Origin of the sequence: Mesorhizobium sp. NPDC059025, from assembly GCF_042739655.1 — a bacterium.
Taxonomy (GTDB): domain Bacteria; phylum Pseudomonadota; class Alphaproteobacteria; order Rhizobiales; family Rhizobiaceae; genus Mesorhizobium.
On sequence record NZ_JBHYIM010000001.1, the window covers coordinates 260,394 to 278,602 of the forward strand.

Annotated in this window: 18 protein-coding genes; 8 read left to right on the forward strand and 10 right to left on the reverse strand. The window is 61.8% G+C overall.

The features are described 5' to 3' along the window. Positions 1-17 precede the first annotated feature (17 nt). The 4 genes from ACFWYE_RS01195 to ACFWYE_RS01210 all read right to left on the reverse strand — a co-directional run bounded on the left by ACFWYE_RS01195 (position 18) and on the right by ACFWYE_RS01210 (position 3,739). The gene (locus tag ACFWYE_RS01195) at positions 18-1,289 is read right to left on the reverse strand and encodes a beta-ketoacyl-ACP synthase (RefSeq protein ID WP_379069952.1); all 1,272 of its coding nucleotides are present in this window, start codon (positions 1,287-1,289) and stop codon (positions 18-20) included. Between the two features lie 71 nt (positions 1,290-1,360). Beyond that, the gene (locus ACFWYE_RS01200) at positions 1,361-2,548 is read right to left on the reverse strand and encodes a beta-ketoacyl-ACP synthase (protein WP_379109087.1); all 1,188 of its coding nucleotides are present in this window, start codon (positions 2,546-2,548) and stop codon (positions 1,361-1,363) included. Positions 2,549-2,612: 64 nt separating this feature from the next. Further along, complete coding sequence (locus ACFWYE_RS01205) at positions 2,613-2,903, reverse strand: acyl carrier protein (protein ID WP_186306960.1); 291 nt, start codon at positions 2,901-2,903, stop codon at positions 2,613-2,615. Positions 2,904-3,187: 284 nt separating this feature from the next. Further along, a complete protein-coding gene (locus ACFWYE_RS01210; RefSeq protein ID WP_379109089.1) occupies positions 3,188-3,739 on the reverse strand; it encodes a histidine phosphatase family protein in 552 nt (183 codons plus the stop codon). A 183-nt stretch (positions 3,740-3,922) separates the two neighbouring features. On the opposite strand from ACFWYE_RS01210, the gene ACFWYE_RS01215 reads away from it, so the two are divergent. From ACFWYE_RS01215 to ACFWYE_RS01225, 3 genes are all read left to right on the forward strand, one after another. Next, on the forward strand, positions 3,923-4,873 hold the full coding sequence (locus ACFWYE_RS01215; protein ID WP_379109091.1) for an AEC family transporter: 951 nt from the start codon (positions 3,923-3,925) through the stop codon (positions 4,871-4,873). A gap of 160 nt (positions 4,874-5,033) precedes the next feature. Next, entirely contained in the window at positions 5,034-6,491 is a 1,458-nt protein-coding gene (locus tag ACFWYE_RS01220; RefSeq protein ID WP_379069961.1) for an NAD-dependent succinate-semialdehyde dehydrogenase, read from the forward strand. 48 nt (positions 6,492-6,539) lie between these two features. Next, a complete protein-coding gene (locus ACFWYE_RS01225; protein ID WP_379109093.1) occupies positions 6,540-7,553 on the forward strand; it encodes an aldose epimerase family protein in 1,014 nt (337 codons plus the stop codon). A 16-nt stretch (positions 7,554-7,569) separates the two neighbouring features. Here ACFWYE_RS01225 and ACFWYE_RS01230 read toward each other — a convergent pair whose 3' ends face one another. After that, the gene (locus ACFWYE_RS01230) at positions 7,570-8,487 is read right to left on the reverse strand and encodes a sugar kinase (RefSeq protein ID WP_379109094.1); all 918 of its coding nucleotides are present in this window, start codon (positions 8,485-8,487) and stop codon (positions 7,570-7,572) included. 150 nt (positions 8,488-8,637) lie between these two features. On the opposite strand from ACFWYE_RS01230, the gene ACFWYE_RS01235 reads away from it, so the two are divergent. Both ACFWYE_RS01235 and ACFWYE_RS01240 read left to right on the forward strand, forming a co-directional pair. After that, positions 8,638-9,087: a FixH family protein gene (locus tag ACFWYE_RS01235; protein WP_379109096.1), complete on the forward strand. Its 450-nt coding sequence runs from the start codon at positions 8,638-8,640 to the stop codon at positions 9,085-9,087. Between the two features lie 2 nt (positions 9,088-9,089). Next, a complete protein-coding gene (locus ACFWYE_RS01240) occupies positions 9,090-10,394 on the forward strand; it encodes a cytochrome-c peroxidase (protein ID WP_379109097.1) in 1,305 nt (434 codons plus the stop codon). Between the two features lie 121 nt (positions 10,395-10,515). Here ACFWYE_RS01240 and ACFWYE_RS01245 read toward each other — a convergent pair whose 3' ends face one another. Next, positions 10,516-10,950: a hypothetical protein gene (locus ACFWYE_RS01245; protein WP_379109099.1), complete on the reverse strand. Its 435-nt coding sequence runs from the start codon at positions 10,948-10,950 to the stop codon at positions 10,516-10,518. A gap of 40 nt (positions 10,951-10,990) precedes the next feature. Further along, positions 10,991-11,452 (reverse strand): Lrp/AsnC family transcriptional regulator, encoded by a 462-nt coding sequence (locus ACFWYE_RS01250; RefSeq protein WP_379069979.1) that lies wholly within the window; start codon positions 11,450-11,452, stop codon positions 10,991-10,993. A 156-nt stretch (positions 11,453-11,608) separates the two neighbouring features. Between ACFWYE_RS01250 and putA the strand changes: the two genes are divergently transcribed. The 3 genes from putA to ACFWYE_RS01265 all read left to right on the forward strand — a co-directional run bounded on the left by putA (position 11,609) and on the right by ACFWYE_RS01265 (position 16,255). Next, the gene (putA, locus tag ACFWYE_RS01255) at positions 11,609-15,220 is read left to right on the forward strand and encodes a bifunctional proline dehydrogenase/L-glutamate gamma-semialdehyde dehydrogenase PutA (protein ID WP_379109100.1); all 3,612 of its coding nucleotides are present in this window, start codon (positions 11,609-11,611) and stop codon (positions 15,218-15,220) included. 171 nt (positions 15,221-15,391) lie between these two features. Beyond that, positions 15,392-15,673, forward strand: coding sequence for a hypothetical protein (locus tag ACFWYE_RS01260; protein WP_379069985.1), 282 nt, complete (start codon positions 15,392-15,394; stop codon positions 15,671-15,673). Positions 15,674-15,733: 60 nt separating this feature from the next. Then, positions 15,734-16,255, forward strand: coding sequence for an O-acetyl-ADP-ribose deacetylase (locus ACFWYE_RS01265; protein WP_379069988.1), 522 nt, complete (start codon positions 15,734-15,736; stop codon positions 16,253-16,255). Here ACFWYE_RS01265 and ACFWYE_RS01270 read toward each other — a convergent pair whose 3' ends face one another. From ACFWYE_RS01270 to ACFWYE_RS01280, 3 genes are read right to left on the reverse strand one after another with little or no spacing between them, the layout of a single operon-like run. Beyond that, positions 16,256-16,570 (reverse strand): antibiotic biosynthesis monooxygenase family protein, encoded by a 315-nt coding sequence (locus ACFWYE_RS01270; protein WP_379109101.1) that lies wholly within the window; start codon positions 16,568-16,570, stop codon positions 16,256-16,258. It lies immediately after the preceding gene. Positions 16,571-16,607: 37 nt separating this feature from the next. Beyond that, complete coding sequence (locus ACFWYE_RS01275; RefSeq protein WP_379109103.1) at positions 16,608-17,750, reverse strand: TonB family protein; 1,143 nt, start codon at positions 17,748-17,750, stop codon at positions 16,608-16,610. A 28-nt stretch (positions 17,751-17,778) separates the two neighbouring features. Then, positions 17,779-18,207, reverse strand: coding sequence for a hypothetical protein (locus ACFWYE_RS01280; protein WP_379069997.1), 429 nt, complete (start codon positions 18,205-18,207; stop codon positions 17,779-17,781). Between the last annotated feature and the right edge of the window lie 2 nt (positions 18,208-18,209).

The following is an 18,209-nucleotide window of genomic DNA, read 5'->3' on the forward strand; positions in this document are numbered from 1 at the left end:
CCTGCGTTCAGGGCGCCTTAAACGGGTTCCCGTGCCATGACAAGGCAGGTGTTCTGGCCGCCGAAGCCGAAGGAGTTCGACAGAACCGTGCCAACCTTGGCCTCGCGCTTCCTGTTCGGCACGACGTCGAGCGCAATAGCCGGGTCGGGATTGTCGTAGTTGATGGTGGGCGGGATGACGCCTTCGCGCATGGTCATCAGCGAGAAGGCAGCCTCGATGGCGCCAGCAGCGGACAAAGTATGGCCGATCATCGACTTGTTGGACGAGATCGGAATCTGGCTGATACGTTCACCGAACACCGTCGACAACGACAGATGTTCCATCTTGTCGTTCTCCGGCGTCGAGGTGCCGTGCGCATTTATGTAGTCGATCTCATCTTCGGAAAGGCCGGCATCGGCGAGTGCAGCCTTGACCGCGGCAATCGCCGGCGAGCCGTCCGGCTTGGACCGGGTGCGGTGGAAATCATCGGCTTTTTCGCCACAGCCGCGCAGGATGCCAAGCACGGTGGCGCCTCGCGCCAGCGCACTTTCCAGCGATTCCAGCACGAGTGCGGCCGAACCCTCGGCCAGGACAAAGCCATCACGGTCCTTGGAGAAGGGCTTCGAGGCCTTTTCCGGAACTTCGTTGGACGTGGAGAGCGCCGAGAGCAGCGAGAAGCGGATCAGCGCTTCGGCCGTAGCAGAGCCATCTGCGCCAACCGACAATGCCCGATCACACTCGCCGCGGCGGATCGCTTCGACGCCGAGCTGGATGGCGGTCGCGCCGGAAGCGCAGGCGGTGGATAGGGTGATCGGCAGGCCTGTGGTGCCGAACGCATCGGAGAGACGGTCGGCGATGGTGCCGAACTGCGCGGAATCGAACATGTCGGATGAATTCAGCCCGCGCGCCACTTCGAGAATGCGGTTGGAAGCATCCGGTTGGTCGCCACCCTTATAGAGGGCCAGCCGGTCGTGCCAGTCGAGCTCGACGGGCGGCGAGGCGAGGAAGAGCGGGCCGCCGAAATTCTCAGGATCGATGCCGGCTTCGGCGACTGCCTCATGCGCAGCTGTTTCGGCCAGTTCGTAGGTGAGGGCGCTTGCGCCCTTGCTGCTCGAAGGCAGGAAATCGACCATGCCCGAGATGCGGGTGTTCAACTGGTCGATGGGAAAGCGGGTGATCGGATGGATGCCGGACTTTCCGGCGGTCAATGCTGCCCAGTTATCGGCCTTGCCGACGCCCAGCGACGTGACCACGCCGATACCGGTGACTGCAACCACCGGCCTGCCCAGATGATCCTTCAGCTTTGCCATGCCTCAATCCTTGACCATTGTTGCCTTGTGGCGGCGATCTAACCAGCGGCCATGCGGCCAGCAGGTCCCGCTCAAGCGGCGCTGACCAGCGCCAGGCCCTCGAATTGGTGATAGCCGACCGCCGTTGCCAGTACCTGCTCGGGGATTCCGTCGAAATTGCGCTCGGATGCCGCATCGAAGACGGGGTAGGGCGCCTTGTTGTGGACGGCCAGTGCAGCGAGCGCGACCGCGAACGGGAACTGCGCTTCCTTCATGTGGCCGGTCAGTGTGCCGAAGCCGCGCGCGGTCAGCCCCGCATGAGCATCGAACGCCGCCTTCTCGGCCAACGTCGCGGCGTGGCCCCCAGAAGCGCCGGAAAGCGCGAGGACCTGGCCTTGTGGCAGGTTGGTCGCCTTGAGCAGTGTTTCGATGGTCGAGCCCAGTTCGCCGCGCTTGCGCCGCGCCCGTCCCGAGCGGACCGGACCGAGTTCCGCATAGATGCGGGCGCCGCGCTTTTCGGCATGTTCGCGGCTTTCCAGAACGAGAAACGCGCCACCCGAGCCGGAAACCACGCCTCCGCCTTCAGAGCCGGAACGCTGCCAGACCGGCTTCCAGGGCCCCCTGTGCAGATAGGCGCCGAGTTCGTAGCCGAGCAGCATGTCCGGGTGTTCGGTCTGGAAGGCGCCGCCCACCAGCATATGCGTCGACTGACCGGACCGCACGCGCGCGGCGGCCGTCTCGACAGCGGCGACGCCGGCCCCTTCCTCGCCCATGAAGGTGCGCGAAGAACCGGTGACCTTGTGCACGATCGAAATGTTGCCAGCGAGCAGGTTGGACAATTGTGCCAGGAACAGGGTCGGCCTGAGTTCGGTGGTCAGCTTCTCGTTGAGCAGGATATCGAAGTCATTCCTGCTTTCCGATGCAGCCAGGATGTCGTTGTCGACCGCCACGTCGCGCTCGCCACCGCCGGCTGCCACCACCATATCCATGGTGGAACACAGAGCTTCGTCGGTCTTGATGCCGGCATCATCCAGGGCCAGGCCGGCCACATAGGTGCCCAGCCGCTGCCAGGTTTCCATCTGACGCTGGTCGCCGCGCTTGGCGATCTGCAGGTTCCAGTCGATCTCGGGCAGGGGATGGACGGTGTAGGGAGCGAAGCGCTCCGCATCGAGCAACGGCTTGGCGGCCGGGGCCGTCAGTTGCTGCCAGTGCGCATCCGGGCCTTCCCCGAGAGAGGAAACGAGGCCAATGCCGGTGATGACGACGTCGTGGGATTTCATGGGCGGTTTGTCGGTCAGCGCGCGCCGCCCGTCAAGGGCGGCCGGCGCGCCGGCCCACTGATTGTCAGGCCGCGTTCTTGGCGGCGACGAGCGCGTCGATCTTCGCGCAGAGGTTCTTCATGACGAAGTATTCGTCGGTCGACGCCTTGCCGTCGTTGACTTCCTGGGTCCACTTCTCAAGCGGAACCTTGATGCCAAATTCCTTGTCTATGGCGAAGACGATATCGAGGAAATCGAGGCTGTCGATGCCGAGATCGTCGATGGTATGGCTCTCAGGCGTGATGGTGTCGATGTCGATTTCGCTCGTGTCGGCAATGATTTTGGCAACTTTTTCAAATGTCGTGGACACGGGCAATTCCTTCGAGCGGAGCGGATTCAGAGTTGGAGGTTGTCGCGCTCTCTAATCCGTTTTGCATGGCAGGAAAAGGGCGAATGTGCCACGCGGATGTCAAGAAACGTATTTGCACAAGCATATCATCCGCGCATGTCGCGAGGGAACGCAAGCAGGTTGAAGGTAAATGAAAGGCCTAAGACGAGCCTTCCCGGTGGTCGACCTGGTCTTGCGACGGCAGACATTGCTTGTTGCAGTTGTGGCAAAGCTCACGCCGCTTTGCTGGAAAGTATCTACTGCTCAAGCCTTCAGAAGATGATGCGGCCGAGCACCCGCAGCTTCTCGCCGTCAACGCCGACGATCACCGCTTCTCCCTCGCGGGCACCAGCGCCGGTCAACGCCTGGATGTTCTCCTGATGGGTGATCATCACAAGGTTGCCATCACCCGTGAAGCTCGCCACTTCTTTTACCACAGCGGCGTTCTGCGTCGCGGCCATGGTCGGATCCTTTGACAACAGGTCGAGAGGCTCGAATTTTTCGGCTTTGTTGTCCTCGAAGGCGATGCCGGCAGTGTCGAGCGCGCGGCAAAAGCGGCTGGACAGCACCTTGTCGATGGGGGCGGCGCGCGCCGCAAACAGCGCGCCGATCTTGCGCGCCTGCTGCTTGCCTCGTTCCGACAGCTTCTGCTGGGTCGTGCATTTATCGATGTCAAAACCTGAGGGGTCACCGTTGCCGGTGACCATGGCGTGACGCAGCAGGACGACGTGGCCACCAGCCCTGAGCAGCGCCCAACCCGCATCGGTCGCGTTGGCGGCAACCGGTGTCAGGCACAGCAGAATGGCGAAGGCGAGACGAAGCATGACGGACCTTTTCCGCCGTCCCATCGACGCCGGTATGGGGCATATAGGGATCGCAAAGCTCGCAGGAAGGCAAGCAGGCACAGGTTTGCCGGCTGCTGCGGTGGATGTGCGCCAGAGATGTCTCGGGCTTGGCTGTTGCAGGACCGGCACCGCTCTCCTATCAGTCGACGGACGAGGGAAATGATGTCGCCGCTTACCGAAACCGTGCTGTTCGTCTTCGGCCTTGTAGCGGTGGGCTATCTCGCCGGGCTCACAGGCTATCTCAAGGCACAAAGCGCCGAAGGCGTGGCTGAGTTCGCAGTGGGCGTCGCCATGCCGCTGCTGTTGTTCGAGACGATGGTGAAGTCCGATTTTCACGGCTCTGCACCGTGGATTTTGTGGGGAACCTATTTTTCCGCCGTGGCGCTGACCTGGATCGCCGGCCATCTGGTCACCACGCGCCTGTTCGGTCGGGACAGTCGCACAGGCATCGTCGGCGGCGTCTCGGCTGCCTATTCCAATGTCGTGCTGCTTGGTGTGCCGTTCATCCTTGGCGTCTACGGAAAGCAGGGCTTCGAGGTGTTGTCACTGCTGGTCTCGGTGCACCTGCCGATCATGATGATGGCCTCGATCGTGCTGTTCGAACTGTTCGGCGACGGCAAGGCGACGGGGCTGCATCCGTTGCGGGTGCTGCGGCGTTTCCTGCACAAGCTGCTGATCAATCCGCTCATCATCGGCATCGTTGCGGGACTCGCCTGGCGGTTGACCGGGGTGCCGCTGCCTGGACTGGTTTCGCGGCTGGCCGAGGCGCTGGGTGGAACTGCGGCTCCTGTGGCGTTGTTCGCCATGGGGCTCGGGCTCAATCGTTTCGGCATCACTGGCCATATCGGTCCGGCTGTTGCCCTTTCGATGCTGAAGTTGTTCGTGATGCCGGCGATCACACTGCTTCTGGTGTGGCTGGCAGGCTTGCCGCCACTGACCGCCCAGGTCGCCGTTCTCGTGGCGGCGCTGCCGTCAGGCATCAACTCCTATCTGATTGCCGTGCAATTCGAGACAGGGCAAGGGCTTGCTTCCAACCAGATGACCCTCGCCACTGCCTGCGCCGTCGTCACGACTTCGTTCTGGCTGGCGGTCACGGCCATGATGTTTGGCTAGGGCTGGATTTGTGCTGGCCCAGTGCTTAGGTTGAGTGATGGCGATTGATCGTTGGGCCGGCTCTGGAGTAAGAGCGGTGGTCCAGTTGCGGCAGTGACGCCGAAAACACCCATCGACCTATTCATGACCGGTCCGCACGCGGCCGAAGGGAGGCTAGACCATGCTTCAGAAAACCAGCCATTTCATGCGGCAGGCCAATCTCATCAACGGCGAATGGGTACAGGCCGATTCCGGCCAGACCATCGACGTCACCAACCCGGCCAATGGCCTGAAGATCGGCACGGTTCCGAAAGCCGGTGCCACCGAGACCCGCCGCGCCATCGAGGCGGCACACACTGCCTTCCTCACCTGGCGCAAGACGTCGGCCCTAGAGCGCTCGAAGCTGCTGCGCAAGCTGCACGATGCCATCATGGACAATCAGGATGCGCTGGCCGAGCTCTTGACCACCGAGCAGGGCAAGTCGCTGTTCGAGGCGCGCGGCGAAGTTGGCTCGTCGGCCGCCTATGTACTGTGGTTCGCCGAGGAAGGCCGTCGTACCTATGGCGATGTCGTGCCGTCGCCCTGGGCCGACCGCCGCATCATAGTGACCAAGGAGCCGGTCGGCGTCGTTGCCGCCATCACGCCCTGGAATTTCCCGTCGTCCATGCTGGCCCGCAAGCTGGGGCCAGCATTGGCCGCAGGATGCACCGCCGTCGTCAAGCCCGCCACGCAGACCCCTTACTCGGCGCTGGCCTGGGGCGCGCTGGCCGAGGAAGTCGGCTTCCCGAAGGGCGTGGTCAACATCGTCACCGGCGCAGCGGGCGAAATCGGCGATGAACTCTGCTTCAATCCGTTGGTCAAGAAGATCACCTTCACCGGCTCCACCCCGGTCGGCAAGATGCTGATCGAGAAGTCGGCCAAGACGGTCAAGAAGGTATCGATGGAACTCGGCGGCAATGCGCCTTTCATCGTATTCGACGACGCTGATCTCGACCGCGCTGTCGAAGGCGCGATCACCGCGAAGTTCCGCAATTCCGGTCAGACCTGCGTCTGCACCAACCGTTTCTTCGTGCAGGCCGGCATCTACGACAAGTTCGTCGAGAGACTGTCGGCCGCGACTGCCAAGCTTAAGGTCGGTTCCGGCCTCGAGGAAGGTGTGCAGCAGGGGCCGCTGATCGACGAAAAGGCAGCGCTGAAGACCGCTGAGTTCGTGGCCGACGCGAAGGCCAAGGGCGGCAAGGTCGAAACCGGCGGTAAGCCGCACGCCCTTGGTGGCTCGTTCTTCGAGCCGACTGTCATCAGCGGTGCGACGCCCGACATGATGTTCATGAAGGAAGAGATCTTCGGCCCTGTCGCGCCGGTGTTCAAGTTCACGACCGAGGAAGAAGCGGTCGCGCTTGCCAATGACACCGAATTCGGCCTGGCCTGCTACTTCTACACCGGCGATCTCGGTCGTGCCTTCCGGGTCATGGAAGGACTGAAATACGGCATGGTCGGCGTCAACGAAGGCCTGATCACAACCCCGGAAGCACCATTTGGCGGCGTCAAGGAATCCGGTCTCGGCAAGGAAGGCGGACATCAGGGTATCGAGGACTATCTCGACACCAAATATGTCTGCATCGGCGGCCTCGGCCTCTGATCGATAAGCGGGTCGGTCCGGCAAAACGGGCCGACCCGCGTTAGCTGCATGAAAGACGGCGAACTCTTCGGAACCACGCAAGCGGGGGAGGCGATCCGCCGCTTCATCATCCGTGGCGGTGGGCTTTCGGCCAACATCCTCAACTGGGGCGCAGTCATCCAGGATCTGCGCCTTGCCGGCCACGACGCACCGCTGGTGCTGGGCTTCGACAGCTTCGAGGCCTACGAAAAGGACACTCTCTATTTCGGCGCGGTTGTGGGACGATTTGCCAATCGTATCCGCGACGGCCGTTTCAGGCTGGCCGGCCAGCGCCATCAGACTGATCGCAATTTCCTGGGCAGGCATACGCTGCATGGCGGCGTGGGCGGCTATGCCGGCCGGGCCTGGGAGGTTTCGCTGCACGGGCGCGACTTCGTGACATTGAGCCTGCACGATCCTGCGGGCACGATGGGCTTTCCCGGCGCGCTCGACGTGACCTGTACCTATCGGTTGAAAATCCCCGGTACGCTCTCGGTGGAATTCACCGCAACGGCCGACGAGGCCACGGTGTGCAATCTGACCCAGCATTCCTATTTCAATCTCGACGATGGCGGTGCGGGCGACGTTCTGGATCATCGCGTTATGATCCCAGCCGGAGCCTATCTGCCGGTCGATGCCGAAATGATCCCAACCGGTATCGTGCAGCCAGTTGATGGGACAGTGCTCGATTTCCGCCATGCGCGGGCAATGCGCAGCGAGGGCGAGCAATTCATATACGACCATAACTTCTGTCTGGCTGCGGCAAGGGGAACAATGCGGCAGGCAGCCTGGGTGCAAGGCGCCACCTCCGGTGTCGAGATGGAAGTGTGGACGTCGGAGCCGGGTGTGCAGCTTTACGGCGGGGAATACATTGCGTCAGCGGTGCCGGGTCTTGGCGGACTGGGCTATGGCCGCTTTTCGGGCCTGTGCCTGGAGACGCAGGTTTGGCCCGATGCCCCCAACCGGCCGTACTTCCCGCCGGCGACCCTTCAGCCTGGCGAAACCTATCATCACGTGACGGAATACCGGTTCCGTCTGGGGTAATAAGCCCGGCTCCGGTCTATTCGATGAACGCTTCCCGCAACACCTCAAACGGGGCGAGTGCGCCGCGTACCTGAACTACCCTGGAGGCAACGCGGTGAGCCCGCCGAGCGGCGTCGGCAGGCGACAAGCCAATGAGCCGGGCGGCGAGATAACCTCCGTTGAAGGAATCGCCGGCGCCCGTGGTGTCGACAGGTTTGGCGACGTGGATCGCGGCGACCTCCTGCCGCTCCGTACCAACGGAAACCAGGGCTGGAAGCTCACCATTCTTCACAATCACTTCCCGCACGGATTGGCCGATCCGCTCGGCGGTCTCCGCGGGCGTGCGGTCGCCATGCAGCATCTGTTCGTCGGGGAAGGTGGGCAAAGCGATATCGCTGACAGCAAGCGCGTCGGCGATCACTGCCTGCGCGGTTTCGCGGTCCGACCACAGCCGTGGCCGATAGTTGGGGTCGAAGGCGATGCGGCTTCCTGCTGCTCGAGCACTGGAAATGACATGCAGCAAGGCCTTGCGCGCGTCCGGCTCCAGAATTGCCAAAGTGATTCCGGAAAAGTAGACAAGCGACTGATTTTCCAGATTTTCCTCCAGAGCAGCTGTATCTGATGCCAGCTGACGGGCTGCCGAATCGGAGCGCCAGTAGGTGAAGGATCGCTCCGCGCCGTCGAGGGTGATCGCGTAGAGGCCGGGCCGCGCTCCCGGAATGACAGGGCTTGTGCCAACGCCGATGTTGTTCTCGGCGAAAAATTCGATCTGGCGCTGGGAGAAGGGATCGTCGCCGAAGGCGGAGACATAGGTCGCGGAGCCGCCGGTGAGCGCGGCCAGCGCCCACAGCGTGTTGAACGTGTCGCCGGCGAAACCCAGCCGCCAGTCCGGCCCATTCTGGCCAGACAATTCCAGCATGCATTCGCCGATCGCGGCGACACCTTTTGACATCACCTCATCTCCCTGAGTGATCCGCTGTAGCTTTTTGTCGACGCACGCGCCACGCCTTGCTTCAAGGCGTTTGTGCCGCCGGCACACTTTCCCACAGGCGGGCGGGATGCTAGGCGCAATCTTCGACGTTCACAGGCATGATGTGGGGCTCCATTGGCACCGTTCTGGCGTTATCTGGTTGCGGGCATAGGGCTGGTCGCAGTCGTGCTCGGTGTTCTGGCTGTGGTCTACATGACTGCGCCCAGCACGCCGCCCGCCGCCGCACCGGAAACCGGACAGACGCGGGGCAGCGAGAAGGGCATGTTCGTCGCGACCTTCGTGCCGCAAGGCGGGGCGGCCAAGCAGAACGAGCTACAGGATTGGATACTGACGCTGAAGACTACCGCGGGCCAGCCTGTCGAGAATGCGACGATCGAGGTTGCCGGCGGCATGCCGCAACATGCGCATGGCTTGCCGACGAGCCCGCAGATGACGGATTATCTGGGCGAAGGTCGTTATCGGATTTCGGGTGTGAAGTTCTCGATGAGCGGCTGGTGGCAGCTGAAGCTGGGCATTTCGGCCCCCGCCGGATCGGATACCGTGGTGTTCAACATCGTGTTGTGAGCATGAAGCGTTTTCCAGCGCAATTCCGGGAAAGGTGCGTAGCGGTTTTTCGACCGGAAGCGCACAAGAATGAAGGATCGGAACGTTTCCGCGTTTCCGGGAAAAACGGAAACGTTCTGGGTATTGCTCTTGTCCTGTCGCTGGCACTTGCCGTTGCCGGTTGTGGCAGGCCGCAATTCTCGGAAGCCGAGAAAAGAACCATTGCCAGCCTGGCGCTCAGCGCCTTGCCGCCGCTGAAACCCGACACCACGAACCGCTATGCGGACGATCCCGGCGCGGCAGCATTGGGTGCCACCCTGTTTTTCGACTTTTCGTTGAGCCCGACCGGTACGGTCGCCTGTTCCTCCTGCCACCAGATCGGCCGGCAGTTCCAGGACGGTCTACCTCAGGGCATGGGTGTCGGACGCACCAACCGGCGCACCCAGCCGCTTGCCGGTGTTGCCTACAGCCCCTGGCTATTCTGGGACGGTCGCCGTGACAGCCTGTGGGCACAGGCGCTGGTGCCGCTGGAAAATCCGCTCGAACAGGCAGGAAACCGCACCGCCTATGCACGCTACGTCAAGGCGCGGTTCGGCGAACGCTACGAACGCATTTTCGGGCCGCTGCCCGATTTTGCCAATGTGCCTGCCAATGCCAGTCCGCTCGGCTCCGCTGCAGAACAATCGGCCTGGAACGGAATGGGTGAGGGGCAGCGCGACGGCATCAACCGGGTGTTCGCCAATATAGGCAAGGCATTAGCCGCCTTTCAGCGTTCCATCAATCCCAAGGAAACACGGTTCGACCGTTTCGCCGCGGCACTTGCCGCGGGGCAGGAGCCGAAGGATGACGCCGTCTTTTCGCCTGAAGAAGTCCAGGGGCTGAAACTGTTCATCGGCAAAGCGAGCTGTTCGACCTGCCACAACGGTCCGCTGTTCACCGATCACGCTTTCCACAACACCGGGGTGCCACCGGTGGCGGACCTGCCGCCGGATCGTGGCCGCATCGACGCGGTCGCCCAGGTCGAAGCCGATCCGTTCAGCTGTCTCGGTCCCTACCGGGATGGTGGGGCGGAAGCCTGTGGCGAACAGAAGTTCATGGTACGCGACAAGCCGGAACTGATCAGGGCCTACAAGACGCCATCGCTGCGCGCCGTCGCGGACCGGCCGCCTTACATGCATGCCGGCCAGTTGGGCACGCTCGAGGAGGTGGTGGCGCACTATGCCAAGGCGCCGCCCAGCGTCGAAGGCGTTTCGGAGGTACATCCGCTGCAACTGTCCGGGCGGGAGCGGGCGGCACTCGTGGCGTTCCTGAAAACGCTTTCGCCATGAACTCCCGGCGCAGCTAGCTTAGCCACATTTGAAAGGAACGGCCCCCGGGGGAACAGAATTGCCCGCCCTGGGCACTTCTATTCGATCAAAATCTGACCCTTTGCGTGGAAAGAATTCCCCCTCAAACAAAAACGATAGGGTTGCCTTCTCTTATCGCTGCCTCCACCAGGCAGCGTATGTCAGAGGCAAAACTCTTTGCTTCAGGGACGGACGATTTCTCCAGGACATCAATTTCCCGGAGTATATCATCGAAAAGATCAGTATCAATTTTGTCTCCGGCGTGGCTGTCAGAATATAGAACCAGCCTCTCAAGAAAAGACGTTTTATTTTTTAAAACTTTTCGAACTATGTTTTTAATATAATAGACATTGCTTATGTTTCCGAATTGGACCATCGTTGAGATGGCATCTTGCCAATTAAAATTTGAAATAGAAGAACCGTGAGGGATAATTTCTCCGGTGTAGCTATCGACGTCAAAGTCATGCAGCTTGGCTTGACGTTCAACGGATGGCATTCCTTTAAATACGAGAGCCGTCAAAGACATAAGGTCGTTCACTCGCTGCTGCGTTTATCTTTTGGATCAGTGAGTCCTGACCCTAGCGGTCCTTCACCGTCTCCATCGCCACGAAGGTCGAGGTTTGCGCGACATGCGGCAGCGCGGAGATACGCTCGCCCAGAACGCGCCGGTAGGCTGCGATATCGCGGGTCCGCACCTTGAGCAGATAATCGAAGCTCGCCGCCATCATGTGGCATTGTTCGATCTCGGGGACGGCCTGCACGGCGCGGTTGAAGGCGTCCAGTGCGCTGGAGCGCGTGTCCGACAGTTTCACCTGAACGAAGGCGACATGGCCTTCCCCCATGCGCTCTCGGTCGATGATGGCGGCATAGCCTTTGATGAAGCCGTCTTTCTCCAGCCGTTTGACGCGGGCCTGTACCGGGGTCTTGGAGAGCCCGACCTTGACGGCCAGTTCCGACATCGACTGCCGACCGCTTCTGGCCAGCGCAGAAAGGATGTTGCGGTCGAGGCGGTCTAATTGGTCTTCTGTTGTCAATTTCATAGCCCAATGTGTAGACAATGGTTAAATCCATAGTTCACATGAACTGCATTTGCCAGTTATTTGGACCGATAGGAACGCGGTGTCGTGCTAGTTTTCGCCATCCGGTCCGGTGACCCGTTCGGCGGACCTTCAAACCTGCGCTTTCAAAGGACCGCCATGCCCGCGCTCGCCACCATCCGCCAGCAGATCCGCGCCAACTATCTTCCAGATGAAGGCGAAGCCGTGAAACGGCTGGCCGTGGCGACTGGACTGTCCGTCGATGAGCGCAAGGCGATCTCAAGCCGCGCCGCCGATCTGGTGCGTGCGGTGCGCGGATCGTCCGATCCGCGGCTGATGGAGGTTTTCCTCTCGGCCTACGGACTCTCGACCAAGGAAGGCGTGGCGCTGATGTGCCTGGCGGAAGCGCTGCTGCGCGTCCCGGACGCCGAGACAATGGACGACCTGATCGCCGACAAGATCGCCTCGCACGACTGGTCATCGCATTCCGGCTCGTCCTCCTCGATCTTCGTCAATGCGTCGACCTGGGCGCTGATGCTGACCGGCCGCGTGCTCGACGAAGGCGAGCGAGGCATCGAAGGTACATTGCGCGCCATGGTACGGCGGCTGGGCGAGCCGGTGATCCGCAAGGCCGTGGCGGCGGCGATGCGCGAGATGGGCGAGCAGTTCGTGCTCGGCCGGACCATCGCCGAGGCGGTCAAGCGCGGCAAGTCGATGACGCAGAAGGGGTATCTCTATTCCTTCGACATGCTGGGCGAAGCCGCCCGCACCGAACGCGACGCGTTGCGCTACCTGAAGGCCTATGCCGACGCCATCGCCTCGCTGGCATCCGGTGCCAAGGGCGACGATATCCGCCTGAACCACGGCATCTCGGTGAAACTCTCGGCGCTGCATCCACGCTATGAAGTCGCGCAGAAAGAGACGATGCTGCCGGTGATGGCCGACCGGCTGCTGTCGCTGGCGCGTGCCGCGCGCAAGGCGCGCATGGGCTTGAACATCGATGCCGAAGAGGCTGACCGACTTGATCTTTCGCTCGATGTCATCGAGCGCGTTCTCGCCGATCCGGAACTTGCTGACTGGAATGGCTTCGGTGTCGTGGTGCAGGCCTATGGTCCGCGTGCTGCTTTCACCATCGACTGGCTGCATGCGCTGGCGACCAAGCTTGATCGCAAGATCATGGTGCGGCTGGTCAAGGGTGCCTATTGGGACACCGAGATCAAGCGCGCGCAGACACTCGGTCTCAGCGGCTATCCGGTGTTCACGCGCAAGGTGAACACTGACGTCTCGTATCTCGCCTGTGCACGCAAGCTGCTTGGCATGACCGATCGTATCTATCCGCAGTTCGCCACGCACAACGCGCATACGGCTGCGGCAATCCTGTCGATGGCGTCGGATCGCGACAGTTTCGAATTCCAGCGTCTGCATGGCATGGGTGAGCAACTGCATGAGGCGATCCGCAAGGCCGAAGGGACACGCTGCCGCATCTACGCGCCCGTCGGCGCGCATTCGGACCTGCTTGCCTATCTGGTGCGGCGTCTGCTCGAAAACGGTGCCAATTCGTCGTTCGTGCACCAGTTGACCGATGAGGACGTTGCGCCGGAAGAAATCGCACGCGATCCGCTTGAAGCCGTCGAGACGCAAGGATCGGCCGCTAACCCGAACATCGCGAAACCCGCCGCGATCTTTGGCGCCGGCAGACGCAACGCCAAAGGCTGGGACATCACCGACATCGTGACGTTGACCGAAATCGATAAAGCCAAGATCGCCTTTGCGGGCGTCAACCATTGGACCGCGAAGCCGATCACCCGCGCGGCCGGTTATGGTCAGGAACGGCCGGTGATCAATCCTGCGCGGCCATCTGAAATCGTCGGCACGGTCGTCGAGGCGGCAGCCAAGCAAGTGCCGACAGCCGTGCGTTTTGCGGTCGAGGCGCAGCCGGCCTGGTCAAAACGGCCGGTCGGGGAACGGGCAGCCATTCTTTCCCGCGCTGCCGATCTTTACGAAAAGCATGCAGTTGAGTTTTTTGCGCTTGCCACCCGCGAGGCTGGCAAGACGCTGGCCGATGGTGTGGCGGAAGTGCGCGAAGCCGTGGATTTCCTGCGTTATTATGCAGCACAGGCCGTCCAGGCCGAAACCGGCACGCAGGCGCGGGGCGCCATCGTCTGCATCTCGCCGTGGAATTTTCCGCTTGCCATATTCACCGGCCAGATCGCCGCTGCCCTTGTCACCGGCAATACGGTGATTGCCAAGCCGGCCGAGCAGACACCGCTGATCGCTTACCGCGCGGTCGAACTGCTGCGCGAGGCAGGGGTGCCGGAAGATGTGATCCAGCTTTTGCCGGGCGACGGCCCCAATGTCGGCGCGCCGCTGACCGCCGATCCGCGCATTGCGGGCGTCTGCTTCACCGGCTCGACCGAAGTGGCCAAGCTGATCGAGCGGCAATTGGCCAGGACGGCAGCGCCGGATGCCATGCTGATCGCCGAGACAGGCGGGCTGAACGCCATGATCGTCGATTCCACCGCGCTGCCCGAGCAGGCGATCCGCGATGTGCTGGCCTCTTCCTTCCAGAGTGCCGGTCAGCGTTGCTCTGCCTTGCGCGTGCTCTATGTCCAGAAGGATGTCGAGGCCAAGATGCTGGAGATGCTGAAGGGTGCCATGGATGCCCTCAACATCGGCGACCCGTGGCAGATCTCGACCGATGTCGGCCCGGTCATCGACGACGAGGCTCGGAAATCGATCGAGGACTACAGCGCCAAGATGGCCGGCGAGGGGCGTGCGATCGCGCAACTCAGCGTCCCGGCAGGCGGCCGGTTCGTGGCACCCGCGGTGTTCCGTGTCAAAGGCATCGAGGAGATGGAACGCGAGGTGTTCGGCCCGGTACTGCACGTCGCCACCTTCGACGCCAACGAGATCGAGGCCGTGATCGCCGCCATCAACCGCAAGGGCTATGGGCTGACCTTCGGCCTTCACACCCGCATTGACGGCCGGGCGCAGCATTTCGTCGACGGCATCCACGCCGGCAACATTTACGTCAACCGCAACCAGATCGGCGCCGTGGTCGGTTCGCAGCCATTTGGCGGCGAGGGGCTGTCGGGGACCGGGCCAAAGGCGGGCGGTCCGCACTATCTGCGACGTTTCCGCAAGGGCCCGGAGGCTGGCACGGCCCTGATCGAAGCGCGTTCGGCTTCGGCCAGGGAACTTGCCGACAATATGCCGGATCCGGCGCTTGGCGGCTGGTCGACACGGCCGGACCGTATCGCCATCCTGCGCAAGCATCTGCGCGGCAAGGCGGCTGACGCCATCGGTGCTGCTGCCGGGCTCGAATTCGGCCAGGTCGATCTGCCCGGACCGACGGGTGAGGCCAATACGCTGTCGCTGACGCCGCGCGGGCGTGTGCTGGCGCTCGGGCCGGATGCCGATACGCTGCTGGCGCAGGCAGTGCAGGCATTGGCTGCCGGCAATGCCGTCCTGGCGGTGGCGCCTGGTGCGCCGGCCGTGTTGTCCGTGCTGACCGGCAAAGGACTGCCAATCGCCGCCATCGACGCACGCATCGATGCTGGTGCCATCGATGCGCTGCCCATCGGCGTTGTCGCCTTTTCCGGTGCGCCCGAAGACACCCGCATCCTGCGTCAGGCTATTGCAGGCAGGGGTGGACCAATCGTGCCGTTGGTCAGCGAAGTGATTTATCCGGCGGCCTATGCGCATGAGCGCGCAGTCTGTGTCGATACCACCGCCGCCGGTGGCAATGCCAGTTTGCTCGCGGCCGCCTGAAAGAAAAACCTTGAAGATTCAACTGGTCAACGCTCGCTACAAGCAGTAGTTCGTTGATCGGCTTGTATTTCAAAGTGGCGGGGGCTTAGCGTGCATTTTCCAACGAGGCGCGGGATAACAATTCTCGGCGTGGCTTTGCTTGTCGCGTGTGGTCCCGCGTTTGCGGGGTCGTTGGCCGGAAAGGTCGGCGACAAGCGTTATCCGGTGAATATCCCTTGGGGTTCCATCGGAGGCTGCCAGAAGGGGTATGACGACTACATCGCCGCTGCCGGGCATTCGGCCTATGCATCAACGGTCATGGACCGTACCGCAGAGTACTTCATCTGCGGCGTTGTGCTGAATGCCCCATCGCAGAAGAAGGCGGAAGCGCTGGCGCTCAAATCCTGCCAGGCTTCGGTGAAAAAATATAAAGTCCAGCTTGCAGGCGCCTGCAGCATCGCCGCTTCCAAATAGCGGTGGTGCATCGATTTTTTTTAAAGGCTGCCTTTACGGAACTCGGCCAAGGATCGATCAATGAGCGCGTGTTTCCAGGTGGTAACCGGAGACATCACGAAATTGGTGGTCGATGCGATCGTCAATGCCGCCAATACGTCATTGCTTGGCGGTGGTGGCGTTGATGGCGCGATCCATCGGGCGGCTGGCCCGGAACTGGCACTGGAGTGCCGGATGCTCAATGGCTGCAAGATCGGGCAGGCAAAGATCACAAAGGGCTACCGGCTTCGAGCCAGGCATGTGATCCACACTGTCGGTCCTGTTTGGCAGGGCGGCGGCAAGGACGAAGCGGACCTGCTTGCATCGTGCTATCGCAAGTCGCTCGAGCTTGCCGTGGCAAACAATTGCCGGACAATCGCTTTTCCGGCGATCTCAACCGGTATCTATCGCTATCCCAAGGAGGGCGCTGCACGGATCGCTGTCGGCACCGTGGCTGATTTTCTTCAGCACGATACTCCGCTGACGGAAATTATCTTCGCCTGTTTTGACGAGGACATGGCGGCGCTGTATCGCGCCGCCATTGCTGATTTGAGTCAAGGCTGATCAGGCGCCTTCGACAACCGAAAAGCCTTCGAACTGCGGGTGGCCGAGATAGTGGACCTTGCTGCCGCCGGCATTCTTGTGCGCGGCGCGGAAGTTCTCCGATTTGGTCCAGGCGACGAAGTCGTCATGGCTCGCCCAGACCGTATGCGATGCGAACAGCGTGTAGCCTTCGGTCTCGTTGAGCGGACCGCGCAGCAGGTAGAATTCCTTGAAGCCGGCCATTTCCGACAGCGAGGAATCGCGGTTTTTCCAGACGTCCTCGAAGGCCTCTTCCGAGCCGTTCTGCACCTTGAAGCGATTCATGGCGATGTACAAGGTTGTTTCCTTTCGCAATTGATGGGTCGAAACAGCATCAGAACGGACCAAGGCTGAATTCCTGCAGCCATTGTCTCCTCCCTGTTTCGGGAGGAATCGATGGGAAGGGGGCGAGCTTTTTCACCATCGTAACGGCGAAGCTGTCGAGCGCTTGCGAGCCGGAGCTTCGGTCCAACTTGATATCCGTTACGCTGCCGTCTGCATTGATAATGAAGCTGATCCAGGCGTTGCGTGTAGCCTGCGCCTGAATAGTCCGGGAAATCTGGCGGTTTGCTTGGACTAATTTCCTTTGGATCAGTGCTTCATACCCGGATGCGACGGCATTGCCGGTCGTGGTCTGCTGGCGCTGGTTGCCAGATGACGTTGCCTTGCCGTCTTCGTGGCCATCGCTAGCGCCACGCATGGCGTCCAACTGGGCTTGGCCATTCACGCCTGGAGTGGATTTTGCCCGTTCTGGTCGCCGTGCGGGAGTAGCCTGCTGCTCCGTGAGTTCTCGCTCTGCCTCGCTCGGTTCCGGCATCACCGGTCGCAGGATTTCCAATGTCGCTTTCGGTGCCATTTCCTGTGGTGCGACCGCGTCTTTTTCGGTCTGTACCCGACGGTCGTGCAGGACTTCCGGGGCAGGTTCGACGAGTTTTGGTTGCTCAGGTTCCTGCGTTTGTTTGGCCACTTCCTTGGGACGCTGGGTCGGTTGAGAAACTGGTTCCTGCTTCGGCCGAGCTTCTTTGGCGGGCTGCAACTCATTTTCCGGAACGACAGTGACATCGGTGACGTCCGGCTGCTGCCGGCCTCCAGAAATCGGGGGCGTTTCGCTGTTGCCGATCCGGGTCGCGTCCTGCCCGTCACCGCCTTGCATCGACTCCGAGAGAGGACGTGGCGGCAGGATGCTCTCAGGCGCGAGGATCAGCACGGCGGCGACCGCCGCGTGGAAGAGAAGCGAAGCACCGAAAGCCGGTGACCACTTTTGTGTCGAGCCGGCGGCTTCGTTCGCATGATCTGGCTCGGCTGTCGCTGGCTGGACTTCTGCATCGGCTTTGTCGTCAAGTCTGTCGGCTTCGGGCGGATCCGGCTGTAGAACGCCAACGGGAATTGCGATCTCTGGATCTTCCGGCTGCGAGGCTTCCGGTCCGGCAAGCGGCTCGAACGGTGCCCTGTTCAAAAAAGCCGGTTGCGGGTCCAAGGCACGAGTTCCTGTTCATGACGGAAACTCAGACCCCGAAGGTGATGCCCGCCTTGCTGCTGGTCTTGAGGTCGCGCATGCAGGCGGCAGGCTCGACGCCTTGTCCGACGCACTCCGTAGCGCTGTTGACCAGCACGCGGCTGATCTTCGAGCAAGTCGTACCCGAAAGATCGAAACGCGTCACCTTCGTCTTGCCGGCCGACAGTTCCTTGAAGTCGAGCACGGTCATGCGGTCGACGACGCCGGCTTCGTTGAACAGGGCGATCTCGAAGGCAGCCTTGGTGAGATCGGCACTGAGGTTGTTTGTGACCACGAAGGTCAGGCGGCAGCCCTTGTCGGATGGCTGCGCGCCATTCAGCTCCAGGGAAAGCGAAGCCGCCTGCTGTGCAAATGCAGGACCTGCGCCGGCAGGGAAGGCGGCGAGGGCGGCAAACAGGGCAAGCAACTTCGCTTTCATGG

What these genes read in the sequence shown, in the direction of transcription:
- ACFWYE_RS01200 (WP_379109087.1), bottom strand. Translation starts at nt 2,548, where the DNA reads ATGAAATCCCACGACGTCGTCATCACCGGCATTGGCCTCGTTTCCTCT.
- ACFWYE_RS01210 (WP_379109089.1), bottom strand. Translation starts at nt 3,739, where the DNA reads ATGCTTCGTCTCGCCTTCGCCATTCTGCTGTGCCTGACACCGGTTGCC.
- ACFWYE_RS01240 (WP_379109097.1), top strand. Translation starts at nt 9,090, where the DNA reads ATGAAGCGTTTTCCAGCGCAATTCCGGGAAAGGTGCGTAGCGGTTTTT.
- ACFWYE_RS01280 (WP_379069997.1), bottom strand. Translation starts at nt 18,207, where the DNA reads ATGAAAGCGAAGTTGCTTGCCCTGTTTGCCGCCCTCGCCGCCTTCCCT.
- ACFWYE_RS01215 (WP_379109091.1), top strand. Translation starts at nt 3,923, where the DNA reads ATGTCGCCGCTTACCGAAACCGTGCTGTTCGTCTTCGGCCTTGTAGCG.
- ACFWYE_RS01195 (WP_379069952.1), bottom strand. Translation starts at nt 1,289, where the DNA reads ATGGCAAAGCTGAAGGATCATCTGGGCAGGCCGGTGGTTGCAGTCACC.
- ACFWYE_RS01265 (WP_379069988.1), top strand. Translation starts at nt 15,734, where the DNA reads ATGAGCGCGTGTTTCCAGGTGGTAACCGGAGACATCACGAAATTGGTG.
- ACFWYE_RS01225 (WP_379109093.1), top strand. Translation starts at nt 6,540, where the DNA reads ATGAAAGACGGCGAACTCTTCGGAACCACGCAAGCGGGGGAGGCGATC.
- ACFWYE_RS01220 (WP_379069961.1), top strand. Translation starts at nt 5,034, where the DNA reads ATGCTTCAGAAAACCAGCCATTTCATGCGGCAGGCCAATCTCATCAAC.
- ACFWYE_RS01250 (WP_379069979.1), bottom strand. Translation starts at nt 11,452, where the DNA reads ATGAAATTGACAACAGAAGACCAATTAGACCGCCTCGACCGCAACATC.
- putA (WP_379109100.1), top strand. Translation starts at nt 11,609, where the DNA reads ATGCCCGCGCTCGCCACCATCCGCCAGCAGATCCGCGCCAACTATCTT.